Source organism: Planctobacterium marinum, from assembly GCF_036322805.1.
Classification (GTDB): domain Bacteria; phylum Pseudomonadota; class Gammaproteobacteria; order Enterobacterales; family Alteromonadaceae; genus Planctobacterium; species Planctobacterium marinum_A.
On sequence record NZ_AP027272.1, the window covers coordinates 1,244,815 to 1,262,503 of the forward strand.

Sequence of the window (17,689 nt, forward strand, 5' to 3'; positions counted from 1 at the left end):
TGTTTTTGTGACTAAAAGGAACTAGGCAATTATGACACTTTGTGGAAGAATGGGGAACATAACAATATTTGTGCCCGGGAGTCTAAGTGATTGACACAGAAGGATTCCGCGCAAATGTGGGCATAGTGATTTGTAATCGCAACGGTCAGGTTTTTTGGGCCAGAAGATTTGGGCAGCATTCCTGGCAGTTTCCACAGGGCGGTATCGATGAAGGCGAGTCGGCTGAAGAGGCCATGTTCAGAGAGCTACATGAGGAGGTAGGACTAAAATCACATCAGGTTAAAATATTACGGGTGACTAAAAACTGGATCCGCTATCGTTTACCGAAGCGATTGATTCGACAAGATTCAAATCCAGTATGCATTGGACAAAAACAAAAATGGTTTTTGTTGCAGCTAACCTGTGCCGATGAAGATGTGAACTTGTTGCACTCAGGGCATCCTGAGTTTGATGACTGGCGATGGGTAAGCTACTGGTATCCAATTCGCAACGTTGTTTCTTTCAAACGAGATGTCTATCGGAGGGTGATGAAGGAGTTTGTTTCAGTGGCTATGAATCTGAACAAAAATAGCTCTGAGCAAAAACGCAAAAAGCGGCGACGAAGATAACGGTGTATCATAATCTATGCTGAGCACACTGAGACAGATAGTTGAAGAAATAGGGCATATTCCGGTGCTGGAAGAAGCCCTGCAGCGTGTTAGCTATCTGTTGCAACAGGCCATGAAAGTTGACTGTTGTGCTATCTATCTGGCCGATACTGATAACCAGTGTTTTGTGTTGGTGGCTACCGAAGGTCTGGCCAAAGAGGCCATAGGTGAAACCCGAATCGGATTCTCCGAGGGAATAATTGGCTGGATTGGCCAACGTGAAGAGCCCATCAATATCGCTGATGCCCAGTCCCATCCTCGTTTTAAACATTACCCCGATGTAAAAGAAGAAAGTTATCACGCCTTTTTAGGTGCCCCCATCATACACCAGCGCAAAGTTCTAGGCGTGGTTTCGCTACAACAAAAATCCCGACGTCGCTTCGCCGAAGAAGAAGAATCTTTATTGATCACTTTAGCGGCGCAGATGGCTTTGGAGGTAGCTAATGCTGAGGCGCGAGGCGCGGTAAAATTATCGGGGGTTGATGGTATTCAGCTTTGGCAGAAAGCCTTGTACGGGCGCCCCGGCTCGTCAGGATTAGCACTCGGGGTGGGTTATCAGCCCAACAAAAAAGCCCGCTTGTCGGATTACCTTGCCACTCGTTGCGAAAAGTTCGAACAGGAAATTTCTCGCTATCGCAGAGCTGTTAAGCGCACTAAAACAGATATTCGAAAGCTCACCTTGCAAGTCACTCAAAATGTTCCGCAAGATGTCGCCAATATTTTCCAGACCTATGATTTTCTGCTGGATGCCGCCAGTTTAGGCAAGGAAGTTGAAGCTAAAATTCGCGATGGTTGGGATGCCGCCACCTCCTTGAAACAAGTGGTGGATAGCTACGCCAGACAATTCTCACAGATGCAAGATATTTACATGCAAGAACGCGCTGTCGATGTGATTGATTTGGGAGACCGAGTGTTTGGCCGTCTTGTTGACGATAAGCGTCGAGCGGCACCAATTCCGGACAAAGCCATTTTGGTGGCTGAAGAGATCACCGCCACTATGTTAGCGGAAATACCGGTAAAGAAACTGCAGGGCATTATTGCTATGCGCGGCTCCGTAAACTCTCACGCCGCAATACTAGCAAGAGCGATGGGAATACCGGCCGTCTTGGGGGTCACAGAGTTACATGTCAGCCACCTCGCTGGTAAAGAAGTGTTATTGGATGGCTACTCTGGTGAAATCACCGTTGCACCAGAGCTGCAAAAGCGCCTTAGCTTTGAAGCGCTGGTGAAAGAAGAAAAAGAGCTCAATAAAATTGTATCGGCCGAAGAAGAAGCTGAGGCTATTACACAAGATGGCCAGGCTATTGGCTTATATCTCAATGTGGGATTATCTCAAGAGCTGGAAAACCAGTCCAGTGCTCTGGCTGATGGTGTAGGCTTGTATCGCAGCGAAATGCCATTTATGGCTCGGGACCGTTTCCCGGGCGAAGAGGAGCAACGTTTGCTGTATCGCACTTTGTTGGACAAGTACGCGCCTCGTCCTGTAACTATGAGGACACTGGACGTGGGCGGCGACAAACCGCTACCTTATTTTCCTTTTCAGGAAGAAAACCCGTTTTTGGGGTGGCGTGGCATCCGCATGACGCTGGACCATCCGGAGATCTTTTTGGTACAAGTCAGGGCCATGATCAAAGCCAGTATCGGCTTGCACAATCTGCAAATTATGTTGCCCATGATCACTTCAATTGAAGAGGTAAAAGAAGCCAAGCGACTCATTAGGCAAGCTTTTTATGAGGTGCGTGAAGAGGCAAATCGCGAAGGACTAGAGATTAGAAAACCCAAGATTGGGGTAATGCTGGAAGTACCTTCGGTGCTCTGGCAACTTCAAGAGTTAGCCGAGCTGGTGGACTTTTTCTCCGTAGGCAGTAATGACTTAACCCAATACCTTTTAGCGGTGGACCGCAACAACCCCAGAGTCTCAGACCTGTATCAAAGTTATCATCCTGCGGTGTTGAGAGCACTTTATCAAATTGCACAAGTGGCCAATCAACACGACATTCCTGTTACCGTTTGTGGCGAATTAGCTGCTGAACCCGCCGGTGTCATGTTGCTGCTGGCAATGGGGTATAGCAAATTAAGTATCAATGGCCATGCCATCGCACGAGTGAAGTGGGTTATTCGGCGTCAAACTGAGGCCAAAATGCAGGACGTATTGCAAAAGGCATTAGCTCTGATGGAAGCGTCTGAAATCCGTGATTTCCTTAACATGGAGTTAGAATATCTGGGGCTGGGGGGCCTCGTCAGAGCGGGTAAATAATGATTCATCATGCTGTCTTACAAATAGGCTAGCATCCTGCTAACATGCCGCCTGCAAATATGAATTCCTAAGCGATAGAACTTATGTCCGACAATTTTATTACTTTCCCCGCGATTGACCCTGTTATTTTCAGTATTGGGCCCGTCAGCCTCAGATGGTATGGCATGATGTACCTGATTGGTTTTGTCGCCGCTTTCATGCTGGCCAATCGACGCTTACATCGCACTCCCTGGAGTAAGGATGAATTGAGTGACATGCTATTTTATGGCTTCCTTGGGGTTATTGTGGGAGGCCGTATTGGTTATGTGTTGTTTTATCAGTTTGACCTGTTTCTGTCGGACCCGTTATATCTGTTTAAGATCTGGACTGGTGGTATGTCATTCCACGGGGGATTGTTAGGCGTTATTGCTGCGTTGTATTGGTTTGCCAGGAAAAAGCAAACCAGTTTGTTCTATGTTGGCGATTTTGTCGCTCCCCTTGTCCCTATTGGTTTAGGTGCCGGCCGGATTGGTAATTTTATCAATGCCGAGTTGTGGGGGCGTACCACTGATGTACCTTGGGGGGTGGTTTTCCCCAATGCCGGCGCGCTGCCACGTCATCCGTCACAGCTGTATGAGTTCTTTCTGGAAGGCTTAGTGCTGTTCTTAATTTTGTGGTTCTACTCTAAAAAAGAACGTCCGGTTGGAGCCGTTGGAGGTTTGTTTTTAGTGGGCTATGGCGCGTTTCGCTTTATCGTAGAGTATTTCCGTGAACCGGATGCCCACCTCGGGTTGTACGGTGGTCTTATTTCTCAAGGACAAGTCCTGTCGCTACCCATGGTGATTATCGGGGCCATTATAATGTTGCGAGCCTACAAAAAGGCCGCTGCACAGCCAGTAAAATAATCACAGGTTGAGCGTTTTGAAATTCAGAGCCGCGACCGCAGATGATATTCCTGAATTGCTGGAGTTAGAGCAGGCAGTCGTAGAGGCTGAGCGCCCCTTCAATGGCCAGATAAAACCGGGGCGTCCAAAATACTACGACCTGGCTGCGCTCATTGAGCAAGCGCAAAGCTATTTGCTGGTGGCTGAAATCAATAATGAGATTGCGGCTACAGGTTACGTTAAACTGCGTGACTCAAAGCCATCTTTAAACCATGCCCGGGATGGCTATCTGGGGTTTATGTACGTAGCACCAGATTATCGCGGGCAAGGTCTGAATCAAAAAGTCATTAGCCATCTTATAGATTGGGCCAAAGAGCAAGGTGTTCATGATTTTTATTTAGATGTGTATACCCAGAATCAGGCAGCTATCAAGGCTTATGCAAAACTGGGCTTCGAGCCATCATTACTGGAAATGAAATTGCAGGTGCGTTGAATCACCTGTACATCCAATCACCTGTACATCCAATCACCTGTACATTTGCACAAATTGCGCCGAAGTAAAAACTACGCCGAGGTAAAAATTACACCGAAAACGGATATTGAATGGCCGGGTGGTATTGATAGCCCTCTAATTCAAAATCATCCATGGTGACCCAGGTTTCGATATCCTGTAGTGTTTTAATGTCTGGATTGATCTTTAAGGTTGGCGAAGGGAAGGGTTCGCGTTGCAACTGTATATCTCGCATTGGTGCTAATTGGTCTTCGTAAATGTGGCAATTCACTAGTTTGTGATAAGCCTTACCCGATTTTAGTCCGGTAATTTGTGCCATTAGTGCCAACAAGACATAGACTTGCACCATATTGAAGTTTAGCCCCAGCGGTACGTCGCAAGAGCGTTGTGTACTGTTGAGGTACAGAGTATCTCCTAATATTGAGAAGTGATGGCTGTACATGCAAGGTCTTAAACAGCCCAGATGAAATGCGCCCGGATGATAAAAGGTCAGGATTTCGCCGCGATTGTCCTTACCTTGGGAAAGATCATCGACAATCTGTTTTAACAAATCCACCGAGCCACCATCGGGTTTTGGAAAATTTCTGGCCACTTTACCGTAAATGAAACCACAATCGTCTTCTCCCTTGCGATGAGGGTTATTGAGCCATGCCTCATTCTGATTGGCATTGGCATCCCAGGTTTTAGTGCCTATGGAGCGAAAGTCTGCGGCATTATCGTAACCGCGTAAGTATCCGATAATTTCGGCAATCGCCGCTTTCCAGAAACTTTTTCGCGTGGTAACTAGCGGAAACTCACCAGCCCCAACGTCATAGCTGAGATCATGGTTGATCACGGTCAGGCATCGTTTACCGGTTCGTTCGTTGTTAACCCAAACACCTTCATCAACAATGCGCTGACATAATTTAAGATACTGATCCATAAGTTACTCTGCTGTGTGGTTTGTGCTATTTTAACAGTCCCGGTCAAAATCCCAATCCTGTAAACTGATAATTTTTTGAAGTTCATCGAGATAATACCAAGTAATCACTCATTTAATGAACTAACTGGTTGAATAGTGTGCAAATATGTAAAGTTTATTGTGCTAGTTAGACTTAAGTTTATATTGAGATATTGCTCAGCCTTCACTATGCTGGGATATATTGCGTGCGCATTTCCTACACGAGTGTCAGTAACAGCAAATTGCGGCACAGGAAGAGCGAAAAATTTATAGAACAATCATTTTTGCATTAAAAATGTAATTTGCAGCACGAATTGAATATCAAGGTAATTTAATTAAACAATGACGACACCCATTTTAATTTGTGACGACTCAGGTTTTGCCAGAAAACAAATGGCACGCTCCATTCCGGAGCAATGGGATGTCAGTATCAGTTATGCCAGTAACGGTCAGGAAGCGCTCGATGCGATTCAGGCTGGCCATGTGGAGCTGATGTTTTTAGATCTCAACATGCCGGTGCTTGATGGTTATCAAACCATGCTGCGCATTCAACAGCAGCAGCTATCGGTGAAGGTCATTGTGGTTTCCGGAGACGTGCAACCTGAAGCACGCAAAAGAATGATGGCGATGGGGGCGTTAGAGTTCATTCGCAAGCCCATTGATAACGTCAAGTTGTATGAAATTTTATCCGGTTGTGGGATTTATTCCGGCAATGCTTCACCCTCCAAGCCAGAAACAATCACTACTCCGGAAAATGCCATTGATAAGCTGGATGCCTATCGAGAAATGGCTAATGTGGCAATGGGGCAGGCAGGCGAAAAGCTGGCGCAACTATTGGATGTGTTTATTGAATTACCCATTCCCAATGTCAATATCATTGAATCAACCGAATTACATATGGCCATCGCGGAAATTCAACAAAGTGATTCAATCTCTGCCATTTCACAAGGTTTTATTTCGGCAGGGATAAATGGTGAGGCGTTACTTTTATTCAATGATTCCAATTTTGCCAACATGGTGCGTCTGCTGAAATATGACCAAGCGAAAATCACTGAGCAAATAGAGCTGGAAGCTCTGATGGATATTTCAAATATTCTCATCGGGGCTTGCTTACATGCCTTATCAGAACAGCTACACGTAAAGTTTGGTCAGAATCATCCCATGATATTGGGACGGCATTGTGATCTGGAAGGTTTGTTGCACGATAGCGTCAGCCGCTGGAACAAGGTGGTGGCCATTGAGATCGCTTATTCGATTGAAAATCAGGATATTCATTTTGATTTGATGTTGCTATTTCCAGACAAAGCGATGGAAATTATTTTTAAGAAACTGGTTAATTTGGTGGAGTTATAAGTCATGTCTAACGTAATGGCAGAATTAGAAGATCTGCATTTGAAGCACGACTTATTGGGTTCCATTGAAGTGGGTATCGCTGTTGTGGATAGAGATTTCAATATTGAGATTTGGAATCAATTTATGGAAAGCCACAGCGGTATGTCTCCGGCGCGAGTTCGCGGTAAGCCCTTATTCGAAATGTTCCCCGAGATTGATGCTGAATGGTTCCGGCGCAAAACCGATCCGGTATTTAAGCTTAAAAGTCCTGCATTCATTATTTGGGAGCAGCGCCCTCATCTGTTTAAATTTGAAGCATACCGTCCCATTACTTCAGCTACCGAGTTGATGTATCAAAACATCACCATTTTTCCGTTGACCTCTCTCAATGGCGAAGTGAATCAAATTTGTATTGTGGTGTACGACGTTACGGATGAAGCAATCAGTAAGCAGCGTTTTGAAGCCGCCAATAAACAACTGGAAAAGATAAGCCGTATTGATGGCTTAACCGGGCTTTTCAATCGACGCTATTGGGAAGAGATGTGCGACGCGGAGTTTAAACGCGCAATGCGCACCGGACGCCTGGCTACCATGATGATTCTGGATATCGACCACTTTAAAAAGGTTAATGATACTTATGGTCACCCGGCTGGTGATAAAACCATTAAGATGCTGGCTAAAATCATTGCTAAAGCCATTCGCGAAACCGATATTGCCGGGCGTTACGGTGGTGAGGAATTTACTATCATCTTGCCTGATACTGAGGTCGCCAGCGCAAAAATTGTCGCAGAGCGTATCCGTAAACTAGCCGAGCACCTGCCGGTGGATTATGAAGGTCAAACTATCGAATTTACCGTGAGTATTGGCTTGGCTGAATTTCACAGTTCATTTGGTGAATACATGGCGTGGATTGAAAAAGCCGACCAGGGGTTATACGAAGCCAAAGAGTCTGGGCGAAACCGGGTTATAATTAGTCAATAAGGCACTCTGGGTAGCCCTTGGCATAGTCCCATTGATGCTTGCTTAAAAGTTACCATCAGGCAGAACTTGTCTGCCTGCCTTCCAATTGGTGGATCTTATCTCGAATACTCCATAAAAACAGTAAACTGGGTAGTACCATTACTGCGGTGAGGATAAAGAATAGCGCCCAGTTGCCATCCATAGTGTCCACAATAAAACCACTTGATGAGGCCAGGAATGTCCTGCCAAGCACGCCCAGTGAGGCCATAAGCGCATATTGCGTTGCGGAAAAGGTTTGATTACACATAAGCGAAATAAAGGCCACCATGGCGACAGAGGACCAGGCTGAGGTAAACCCATCCACGAATATTGCCGCCACAAACAGGGTTTTATCGGGCCCTACGACGGCAATCAGAGAGAACATTAAGTTACTGGCTGCCATAGTAATTCCGCTGATCATAAGTCCCCGGTAGATGCCGTAGCGAATATTCACTAAACCACCCAATACGGCAAAAAATATTGTCACCCACCAATTGAGTAGTTTGGAGTAAGTACCAATATCGGTATTGCTGAAGCCAATCTCTTTATAAAATACCACCGACATTCTACCCAAGAAGGCTTCGCCCATTTTGAATAGAAAAATAAATGCCAGGATGGAAAGGGCAAAGCGAAAGCCATTGCGAGCAAAAAATTCACGGAAGGGTTCCACAATGGTGACTAAAATCCAGACACCGAGTTTTTGCAGGCTTTGTAGTTGTTTGCCTTGTAGTTGCTTTTCGTAAAAGGCAACGGCTTGTTGCTGTGCCACACTGCGATTGATTTGCGGCTCTTTAGCCCATAATACAGCCAAAGAGAGTAACGCCATAATTGCCGCCAAGACGAAATAAATCTCCGACCAACTCCATCCCGGCCAATCAGAGATGAAAAATGGAATAGCGCCGAGACCGCCATAGCCGGTCCACCAACCAGCAGTGGCCATAGCGGAAGCTGCAGACAGTTTGTCTTTTTCACTTTGGCCGATAATATCGATGCGATAGGCATCAATGGCGATGTCTTGAGTGGCAGAACAAATGGCAATGATAAGACCTGCCAGGGCCATAAAATACAATTGGGTATTGGCGTCCAGCTGCCCCATAAAGCAACACGCGATGGCAATCAGGGCTTGCATACTTATAATCCAGCCGCGCCGCAGTCCCAAAAAAGGCAGTCGTATTCTGTCCATCAGAGGGGACCACAAAAAATTGATGGAATAGGCAACAAAAATAACACTGAATAAACCAATTGAGGTGCGGGAAAGGCCTTCTTCTTTTAACCAAGCTGTCATTGCTGAGCTGATCATGACCCAGGGATAACCACTGGCGATACCAAACAGAAAAACCGTTAGAATACGTCTGTCGTAATAGGCTTTGAATTGTTCTGCGAACTTGGGCAAGGTGCTATTTCTTATTGTTGTTTTTGGCTATTGGATCACGCATTGCCGATTGAATCAATGGCAGATGAATAAAAAGGTGTTAACAGTGGTTAATCAAGGCCTTTAAGTGGACGTCCTTTATTAAGGTCTGACACCGACGCAATCAAGCGGAAAGTGTCCGGCTCCTTCCAGATAATCAACACAGACTTTTAATTCGGAGTGAAGGTAAGGATCATCAAGTAATTTATCTTCCGCCCAAAAATGTAATTGATGCAGAAGGTGCCAGAATACCCGCTCTCTTTGACTACTCGGCTCATGACTGGCAGCTTCGATTTGGGTCCATTCTTCCATGGTATCCCAAAAGTAAAGATCAACTTCAGAGTAAGGAATGCGACGCTCCCAAAATGCCCTCACGTAATACGCCAGTTGTGGGGCTTTGGCATTGATGAAGTTGTCTACACTGGTGGTCACTGCTTAAGTACATCTCTTTTAAATTCCACCTGAGTATAGCTGAACTTAAAAATTTTGCCTGAACGGTGCCTGACCACCAGGTTATGTTCTTGAAAAAACGTTTTATTTATTTTTATGAGGGCTGGTTTCCACATTAATAAAGTGGCGCTTTCGCTTACCAACCCATATAGGTTAACCAGCCATGGATCTCTCGAGCTAACAGAGGGTATTGTTGCCGATCTACTCGTGGACCTATTAACTCTCGCTGACGATAGTGTAGCTTCAATGACTTTATGGCTTCTACTTTTCTGTCCTTGGCCGTGGACAGTGTCCACTCGCTGTCAAACTGGTTGTAAATATCCAGCACCGGGACAGGGGTACGTGCCAATAACTCCGGAACTAAAATATTGAGATCGTGCTGTGGCCAGTTGATGCCCATGGTAACAATCGCGTCGGGTTCGTACAGTTCACCATCGCCATACAATTTCGCCAGCCAGGCAGCCGAGGTGCCTTGAGCGATAATCAATGCGAAACCCGGATAATTCATGCGTTCTTGCTCTACCGCGTTCATTAATAACAAGAAATCCTGCTCTTGCTGTTTAAAGCTCGCTTCACTGATTATCTGTGTCGTTGAATAAGAGGGGATCATTTGATTCGGTGGTGGCAAATCATTGGGATCGCTGCTTGGGTCTGCTGCCGTTGTATCGGTAGGCTCATCAGGAGATTGAGAGGTGCTGTTCTCAGACTCGGTTTCTTCCGGAACCTCAAAATCCAGCGTGGGGGCCGTAACCAGAATGGTGGTCCAACCAAAATCATTTAGATAGGGGGCAAGAGCTGCCAGACCCAAGTGGCTCGCCCCGTTTTTACCGGTTTCACCCACTAAAATGGCGGCGCCTTTAGATATTGCCTGATTAGACTCTCTGATAACGACGACCGTCTCTTGTTCACCCATCATCAAGGTGCGGTATTGCTCAGGGCGCAGGCTTCTTTGCATATCATGCTTCAAGGCATCCAGATCATCGATACGATGCTGGGCTGTAGCCGGTATGGCAAGGCTCATGAAACAGATCCAGGTTGTCAGGACGGTAATAAGGCGCACGTAATTTTGGTTAGTTTGTGTATTGCTTTGATAAGGTTATCCGCAAAATACTCAAAGACTTAACTTTTTATGTCGTCGGCAAACGGATGCGGCGAGTTAAATTGTAACATTTCACCATTCACCGGATGCTCAATACCTAATTCAGCTGCATGTAACTGCAGGCGAGGTGCCATGCTTAAGGCTTCCTGATGAGCATACAGTCTATCTCCCAAGATTGGATGGCCCAGACTCAACATGTGTACGCGTAATTGATGAGAGCGTCCTGTGACGGGAGTTAATTCTACCAGGCTCCAGTTTTCGGCAGTGTGCACAACCTGATAGTGAGTCAGCGCTTTTTTACCATTTTCGGCATCCACTTTTTGTTTCGGTCGATTGGGCCAGTCACAAATAAGTGGCAGGTCAACACTACCTTGTTCCTGCTCAGGGTTGCCGTACACGCGAGCGAAGTAGCGTTTCTTTGTCAGCCTTTTTTCAAACTGTAAACCAATGTGTTTGTGGGCGGCTTTGTTTAGCGCAAACAACATGATACCTGAGGTGGCCATATCCAACCGGTGCACTACAGTCGCGCTGGGAAATACTCGTTGCACCCGCAATTGCAGGCTATCTTTGTGCTCAGCTTGTTTGCCTGGCACCGAAAGTAGTCCGCTGGGCTTTTCCAATACCAGGATATCTTCATCCCGGTAGAGAAATTTAAGCCATGGACTGATGGGAGGATTGTAGTTAATTATCGCCAAAGTCGTTTCTTTTTAGGGATTGTTAACCACAACGCGAACTGCTTCCAAGCGCAACTGGGCATTGTTTGCAGCCTTTAGCAATCCTTCTAGCTGTTGCGTCAGTATCTGAATTTCTTCCTCTCGCACCGAGGGATTAACCGCTTGTAAGGCTTTCAGACGAGCAATGTCTGCGCTGAGCTTTCGCTCAATCTGACTGACTTTGTCTTGTTTAACTGCTTTTGCTTTTTCGCTACCAATTTTTTCCGCCATTGCCAGGGTTTTCTGGAACTGGGCTGTTAGAGCATTGATCAGCTGGCTTCCAATCTTACGTGGCACTTTATCCAGTAGCGGGAAGAAGGTGTCTTCTTCCTGGGCTTTAGCGCTCACGGAAAAACTGATGGGGGTGTCAGGGAAGTACTGATTCAACTGCAGACGTTTATCACCTTTTGCCGATAAAACATAAAGGCATTCCAGCCAATAATATCCGGCTGGTAAGGCTTTATTGGCGGTAAACGCCATAGAAGACTTGCCGTGTACATCTGCCAATAACATGTCAATTGCGTTGTGCACTAATGGGTGATCCCAACTGATAAAGTGCACGTGTTCCAGATGTGTTGCGGTGTCGCGCTCATAGGTAATGGTCATGCCTTCATCCTGCAAACCCGGCAAGTGGCTCACCATAGACTCCGTCGGTGTCAACAGGTAACAATGATCGTCTTTTTCTTCCTGTAAAATACCCAAGGTATCAAACAGCTGAGTCATGAAGCGTTCAAGGGTAGGGGATTGATCCGAGTCTTCTAACTGCTCTACAAAAGCTTCAATTTTGCCAATACCCGAGGAGTTGAGCTCCAACAGTTTGTCACGCCCTTGTTCCAACTTTGCCAACAACTCTTGGCGAATTTGTTTAGTTTGGCCTAACAGCTGCTCCAATTGCTCACTTTGCTCAGGTTCAAACAAGCAGCTTTCTAATTGCTCACTTTGCTCATCGTAAACGGTAGCGCCGATTGGACAAGTGTGGCTGAAGGCATCAAGCCCCTCATCAAACCAGCGCAGCAACACATCCTGTCCGGAACTGCTAAATACCGGCACATGGATCTGAATATCGTGTTTTTGACCGATACGGTCGAGGCGACCGATACGCTGTTCCAGCAAGTCCGGGTTGAGGGGTAAGTCAAACAATACCAGGTGATGAGCGAACTGGAAGTTACGTCCTTCACTGCCTATTTCACTGGTGATCAACACCTGCGCGCCGTCTTCACTTTGGGCAAAGTAATTGGCGGCTTTATCACGCTCTACTATGCTCATGCCTTCGTGAAATACGGTGGCGCGCATGCCAGTTTTAACCCGCAGGGTTTCAGCTAGATCCAATGCCGTGATGGCGTTGGCACATATGGTCAGTACTTTTTCACCCTTCAAGCTTTGCAGAGTATCGAGGAACCAATTTACTCTGGTGTCGATATCTGTCCAGAGGTCAGTTCCGGCGTAATAAATCTCCGGCGTCAGGTGAGCATTAATTTTGGGGATATCACTGTTCTCAGCATATTCAACTGGCTCATCCAAACGCGCTGCGTTGAGATAACGTCCGGGGAAACCACTGATAGTTTTTCGGGAGTTTCTGAAAAGTACTCGGCCAGTGCCATGGCGATCTAATAAATCGGTAACCAACTGCTCACGCAAACTGTGATTGCTGTTGAGTTCGGCAAGGTCATGATTCAGGTCAGACAATTTCTCTTTTAACTGACTGTAGTGTGTTTCAGTTAGCATGGCCGAACCCAGCAATGCACTTACTGTCTCTGCCAATTGCGCGTATTCTTGCTCTTCTTTTAAGAAGGCGCTGTAATCGTGAAAGCGATTGGCATCCAACAATCTCAAACGCGCAAAATGACTTTCGTGGCCTAACTGATCTGGTGTGGCGGTAAGTAATAATACTCCCTTGGTTTTGCTGGCCAACTCATCAATAACTTGGTATTCCTGCGAAGGATTTCCGGGGGACCATTTCAGGTGGTGAGCCTCATCCACGATTAACAGGTCCCACTGAGATTCTGATGCTTGCTGAAAGTAACGGGTATTGTGGGTCAGGAAATTTAAGCTGCATAAAACAAGCTGTTCACTGTCGAAGGGATTTCCCTCCTCCTCAGCGAGAGACTCACAGCGCTCCTCGTCGAAAATGGCAAAACTCAAATTGAACTTGCGCAGCATTTCTACAAGCCATTGATTCACCAGTGAATCTGGTACCACAATCAACACTCTGTGGGCTCGTTCAGTGAGCAATTGCTGATGAATTATCATGGCGGCTTCGATGGTTTTACCTAAGCCTACTTCATCGGCCAACAATACGCGAGGGGCCATGCGTTGCCCCACCTCTTTGGCAATGTGTAACTGATGAGGGATCAAAGATACGCGTGCACCGAGGAAGCCCAAAAGCGGAGAGGTTAAATGGTTGTGGCGATGCACAATGGATTGCTTGCGCATATCAAACCATCTGGGGCCGTCATAGTGACCATTAAACAAACGATCTTGTGGTTCGGTTAAAACATAATCATGGGATAAAAAGGTTTCTTTTACCTTCACAGCTTCGCCGGTGTCCTGACGGGTGGCAACGTATTCAAGTGTCTCATTAGCTTCAATAACTTGATTGATTTTAAACTGCCAACCCTCATGATGAGTGGCGGTATCACCTTCGGCAAATCTGACTCGAGTTATCGGGGCATTCTTGCGCGCGTAATTGCGACTTTCACCAGATGCCGGAAAGAGTAATGAGATAGTTCTCTCGTCCATTGCCACTACGGTGCCCAGACCCAGTTCTACTTCTGCGTTGCTTAACCAACGTTGACCTAATGCGGGAAGATCTTGAATTGCCATTTGAATCTCTATCTCGTTTATCTGTTATAACTTTAGCAAAGCGGGCGCGGGATTCTACAGGAAGATAGTCTGCTGCTCCAATTATCATTTGTAGAAATTGTTTATTCTTTGAGCGTCATAATAACTTCATGGTTTTTTATTGTTAAAAACAGGTGAATGTCCCGTCAAAGTGATCTATTGTGGAGATGAATGGCATCGCCATTGTGAAGCCATTCACTGACCAGACTGACTGCAAACGGAAATGATAAAAAATGCAGTGAGTTAACCCCCATGGTTACATATACGGAGTGGCGAATGCCTGAAAAAACAACCTCTGCCTCCAAACTCTACGTTTTAGATACGAATATCCTGTTGCACGAACCCCTTGCTTTCCTCTCTTTTAAAGAACACGACGTGGTCATTCCAATGACAGTGTTAGAAGAGTTGGATTACATAAAAGACAGCAAAAAAGATGTGGCCCGAGATGCGCGGGTGAGTATTCGTGCGATGGAAGACATATTGCACGAAGCTACACCAGAAGACATGACTAAGGGCGTTTCTTTGGTCGGTTTGACTGCGGGGGACGCTGCACCAACTGGGAAAATGTCGATTTTTGCCGACCATCAATTACCCACTGGCGAAGAACGCTTTACCAGCAAAGAAAACGACAATCGTATTATCAATGCGGCGCTGTTTTTGCAAAAAGACATGCCTGATCGCGTCGTAGTATTGGTCACCAAAGACATCAATATGCGCTTAAAAGCGAAAGGTGCAGGTCTTGCTAAAGTAGAAGACTATCGCACCGATCAGTTAGTTAGCGATATCAAGTATCTCAGTCGAGGTTATCATCGCTTTGAAGGGGACTTTTGGGATAATGTGACCTCAGTGGAAAGTCGCACCGAAGGACGCGACACCATACACACTATCAGCCAAGAGGTACTACCAGAAGCCTATGTGAATGAGTTTTTGTTGGATGATACCGACCATTTTGCCGGGATTGTGGAATCGGTAAATGGTGAGACCATGGACGTGTTGGACATGGGCTATGAGCGCTTGATGGGCAAAAACGCCTGGGGCATCTCACCAAAAAATATTGGTCAGGCAATGGCCATGCACGCCTTGTTAGATCCTCATATTGATTTAGTGATATTAACCGGGCCGGCAGGCTCAGGTAAAACACTACTGGCACTGGCGGCGGCGCTAGAAATGGTGGTGGAAAAGAACATGTATGACAAGATCATCGTGACGCGAAGTACCCCGGAAATCGCTGAATCAATTGGTTTCTTACCCGGTACTGAAGAAGAAAAGATGACGCCATGGCTGGCGGCTATTACTGATAGTTTGGAAGTCTTGCACAAAAACGATGAAAACACCAAAGGCTCCATGAACTACATCATGGAAAAAGCCAATATCCAATTTAAATCGGTGAACTTTATGCGAGGACGCAGTATTCAAAATGCCATTGTAATACTGGATGAGTCGCAAAATTTAACGGCATCACAGTTGAAAACCATTATTACCCGATGTGGTGAGGGTACCAAACTGATTTGCGGTGGTAATCTTGCCCAGATTGATAGTAATTATCTTACCCCGGTAACATCTGGTTTAACATATCTGGTGGAAAAATTTAAAAATTTCTCAGGCAGTGCTACAGTGAATTTAGATGGCGTGGTGCGCAGTCGACTTGCTGAGTTTGCTGAAGAGCACCTTTAATACGTTGTAACTAGGGCACTTTTGTGACAGCAGATATACGCAAACCCACGGTTTTAATTGTGGATGACGATTTCATTAATAAGGAAATATTAGCGCACGGCTTGCAGAATGATTATCGCATTTTGCAGGCCAGCTCTGGTATCGAAGCGTTGGAATTGGCGGAAGCTGAAGTGCCTGATACCGTGCTTCTGGATATTGTAATGCCAGACATGGATGGTTATGAAGTCTGTCGTAAATTAAAAACCTCACGCCGTACTCAAAAAGTGCCGGTGATATTCTCTACCAGTAAATGCAGTGACGAAGATGAAGTCTTGGGCCTTACCATGGGCGCTTCAGACTACATTACCAAACCTTTTAATATGGCACTGGTGCGGGCTCGGGTTCGAAATCAAGTTTTGCTGAAGCAAAAAACTGATTTGCTAGAGCAATTAGCCAGCGTCGATGGTCTAACTGAAGTCCCAAATCGCCGTTCTTTCGACGAGATGTTCGAACAGGAGTGGCGGCGTGCGATGCGCAGTGAATATCCGGTGGCTCTTGCCATGATAGACATCGATTGTTTTAAACAGTTCAATGACAATTATGGACATACAGCCGGGGATGATTGTCTTGCAGCGGTGGCCAGGGTGCTTTCTGGTGTTGCCAACCGAGCAGGAGATTTTGTCGCTCGTTACGGTGGTGAAGAGTTTGCTTTTATCTTGCCCAATTGTGAGATTGGCCCCGCTGAAAACATGGCAGAAAAAGCTCGCGAAGCAGTAGAGGCATTGCAAATCAAGCACGGATTTTCAGTTGCTGGTGAAGTTGTTACAATCAGTATTGGAGTATCTAGTATGGTACCCGAACAAGATCAGTCCAGAAAAGAACTGATAGATAGCGCTGATGAGAGACTTTACCTGGCAAAACAATCGGGACGTAACATGGTATTCGCCGGATAATTATTTGGTTATCTTGCCTCAGTTTATCTGGCCCGGCAGTTTTTCCAGCCGAAACATATCGTTATTGATATATCTCGCCGTCTCGTCCGATACTTCTCCTACTTTCATTAAAGACGGGCCTGTTGGGTCCAGCAATAGATAGTCAATACCCCCGTCCGAGACTTTTTCCTCGCCATCAAAATGAGGCAAGTTTGCGCCCAGCAGTGCATGGTCAGGCAGGTACACCAGGGTCATGTGAAGATTTGGTAATAACGAGCGCAACAGAGCTGCAGTTAAAGCCGCTTTGCTATCGCAATCTCCTTTATTAGTTAGCAATACTTCGGATGGGGGAATATAACCTGCTCCATTAGAAGCCATCCGATCTTCCAAAGGATTGTAGGGAATGCTCTGCACCCAACTTAGAATCATATTAACGTAGGCTCTGGATGTACTGTCTTCATCCATGAGTTCGTAAAGTGCTTGAGATGCAGGTAAAAGAGCGGTTACCGCCTCGTTAATAAAACGAATGTGATCGGGTTTAACGCCTACCTGGCCATACGGACTTTCATAGCGACTGTAGTAGTTCATCTCCAGGTAGCGATCGAATGCCGCCTCTCTTTCTAAAGTGAGTTCGCCCATCCACTTATCTATCATCTGTTGCGAACGACTTTTTATTTTAATTTGCAACTCATCTCCGCGGGGAATAAATCGCACCCGAGCTTCTTTAGGATTAATGGTTTGCGCTTTGCGCTGCAGTTCCATAAATACATAGCGCTGCGCTATTTCAGGACGAAACACCTTGTTTTGTTTATTTTGCGTGGCGATAGCGCTTTTATTGAGCTTGAACGCAAGGGAGCGATGGGTGCCAAAAAAATCTTGCCAGCGATAGCGAAGCTCTATGCTGTCGTTATTGTCTTCTTTGTGGAAATAGGTTTGGGCAGCATAGCTGGGCACACAAATAATTACCATCAGCGCCAGAACGCTGCCGGATACAAATTGTTTGTAAGTACCTGCTATACCTTTTGGCAATTAATATACCTC

The 17,689-nt window shown here is 46.0% G+C and carries 15 protein-coding genes; 8 read left to right on the forward strand and 7 right to left on the reverse strand.

The features are described 5' to 3' along the window. Positions 1 to 86: 86 nt before the first annotated feature. The 4 genes from rppH (at position 87) to AABA75_RS05540 (ending at position 4,260) form a co-directional block, all read left to right on the forward strand. Positions 87 to 608, forward strand: a complete 522-nt coding sequence (gene rppH, locus AABA75_RS05525; RefSeq protein ID WP_338291547.1) for an RNA pyrophosphohydrolase — start codon at positions 87 to 89, stop codon at positions 606 to 608. A 16-nt stretch (positions 609 to 624) separates the two neighbouring features. Beyond that, the gene (gene ptsP, locus AABA75_RS05530) at positions 625 to 2,904 is read left to right on the forward strand and encodes a phosphoenolpyruvate--protein phosphotransferase (RefSeq protein ID WP_338291548.1); all 2,280 of its coding nucleotides are present in this window, start codon (positions 625 to 627) and stop codon (positions 2,902 to 2,904) included. A gap of 83 nt (positions 2,905 to 2,987) precedes the next feature. Further along, positions 2,988 to 3,788: a prolipoprotein diacylglyceryl transferase gene (lgt, locus tag AABA75_RS05535; protein ID WP_338291549.1), complete on the forward strand. Its 801-nt coding sequence runs from the start codon at positions 2,988 to 2,990 to the stop codon at positions 3,786 to 3,788. Positions 3,789 to 3,804: 16 nt separating this feature from the next. Continuing rightward, positions 3,805 to 4,260: a GNAT family N-acetyltransferase gene (locus tag AABA75_RS05540; protein ID WP_338291550.1), complete on the forward strand. Its 456-nt coding sequence runs from the start codon at positions 3,805 to 3,807 to the stop codon at positions 4,258 to 4,260. Between the two features lie 88 nt (positions 4,261 to 4,348). On the opposite strand, the gene AABA75_RS05545 is transcribed toward AABA75_RS05540, so the two are convergent. After that, positions 4,349 to 5,200 carry a thymidylate synthase gene (locus tag AABA75_RS05545; protein ID WP_338291551.1) on the reverse strand — a complete coding sequence of 284 codons (852 nt, stop codon included), beginning with the start codon at positions 5,198 to 5,200 and terminating at the stop codon, positions 4,349 to 4,351. 360 nt (positions 5,201 to 5,560) lie between these two features. Between AABA75_RS05545 and AABA75_RS05550 the strand changes: the two genes are divergently transcribed. Then, positions 5,561 to 6,571 carry a response regulator gene (locus AABA75_RS05550; protein ID WP_338291553.1) on the forward strand — a complete coding sequence of 337 codons (1,011 nt, stop codon included), beginning with the start codon at positions 5,561 to 5,563 and terminating at the stop codon, positions 6,569 to 6,571. A 3-nt stretch (positions 6,572 to 6,574) separates the two neighbouring features. Further along, positions 6,575 to 7,531, forward strand: coding sequence for a sensor domain-containing diguanylate cyclase (locus AABA75_RS05555; RefSeq protein ID WP_338291554.1), 957 nt, complete (start codon positions 6,575 to 6,577; stop codon positions 7,529 to 7,531). Between the two features lie 55 nt (positions 7,532 to 7,586). Here AABA75_RS05555 and AABA75_RS05560 read toward each other — a convergent pair whose 3' ends face one another. The 5 genes from AABA75_RS05560 to rapA form a co-directional block, all read right to left on the reverse strand. Then, positions 7,587 to 8,942, reverse strand: coding sequence for an AmpG family muropeptide MFS transporter (locus AABA75_RS05560; RefSeq protein WP_338291555.1), 1,356 nt, complete (start codon positions 8,940 to 8,942; stop codon positions 7,587 to 7,589). A gap of 120 nt (positions 8,943 to 9,062) precedes the next feature. After that, positions 9,063 to 9,392, reverse strand: coding sequence for a hypothetical protein (locus AABA75_RS05565; RefSeq protein WP_338291557.1), 330 nt, complete (start codon positions 9,390 to 9,392; stop codon positions 9,063 to 9,065). Positions 9,393 to 9,546: 154 nt separating this feature from the next. After that, a complete protein-coding gene (locus tag AABA75_RS05570) occupies positions 9,547 to 10,431 on the reverse strand; it encodes a DUF3530 family protein (RefSeq protein ID WP_338291558.1) in 885 nt (294 codons plus the stop codon). A 98-nt stretch (positions 10,432 to 10,529) separates the two neighbouring features. Next, entirely contained in the window at positions 10,530 to 11,204 is a 675-nt protein-coding gene (gene rluA, locus AABA75_RS05575; RefSeq protein WP_338291559.1) for a bifunctional tRNA pseudouridine(32) synthase/23S rRNA pseudouridine(746) synthase RluA, read from the reverse strand. Between the two features lie 12 nt (positions 11,205 to 11,216). Beyond that, on the reverse strand, positions 11,217 to 14,045 hold the full coding sequence (gene rapA / locus AABA75_RS05580; RefSeq protein WP_338291560.1) for an RNA polymerase-associated protein RapA: 2,829 nt from the start codon (positions 14,043 to 14,045) through the stop codon (positions 11,217 to 11,219). 294 nt (positions 14,046 to 14,339) lie between these two features. Between rapA and AABA75_RS05585 the strand changes: the two genes are divergently transcribed. Both AABA75_RS05585 and AABA75_RS05590 read left to right on the forward strand, forming a co-directional pair. Beyond that, a complete protein-coding gene (locus AABA75_RS05585) occupies positions 14,340 to 15,737 on the forward strand; it encodes a PhoH family protein (protein WP_338291561.1) in 1,398 nt (465 codons plus the stop codon). A 23-nt stretch (positions 15,738 to 15,760) separates the two neighbouring features. Further along, complete coding sequence (locus AABA75_RS05590) at positions 15,761 to 16,669, forward strand: GGDEF domain-containing response regulator (protein ID WP_338291562.1); 909 nt, start codon at positions 15,761 to 15,763, stop codon at positions 16,667 to 16,669. A gap of 18 nt (positions 16,670 to 16,687) precedes the next feature. On the opposite strand, the gene AABA75_RS05595 is transcribed toward AABA75_RS05590, so the two are convergent. Beyond that, positions 16,688 to 17,677 (reverse strand): hypothetical protein, encoded by a 990-nt coding sequence (locus AABA75_RS05595; RefSeq protein WP_338291563.1) that lies wholly within the window; start codon positions 17,675 to 17,677, stop codon positions 16,688 to 16,690. Positions 17,678 to 17,689 lie beyond the last annotated feature (12 nt).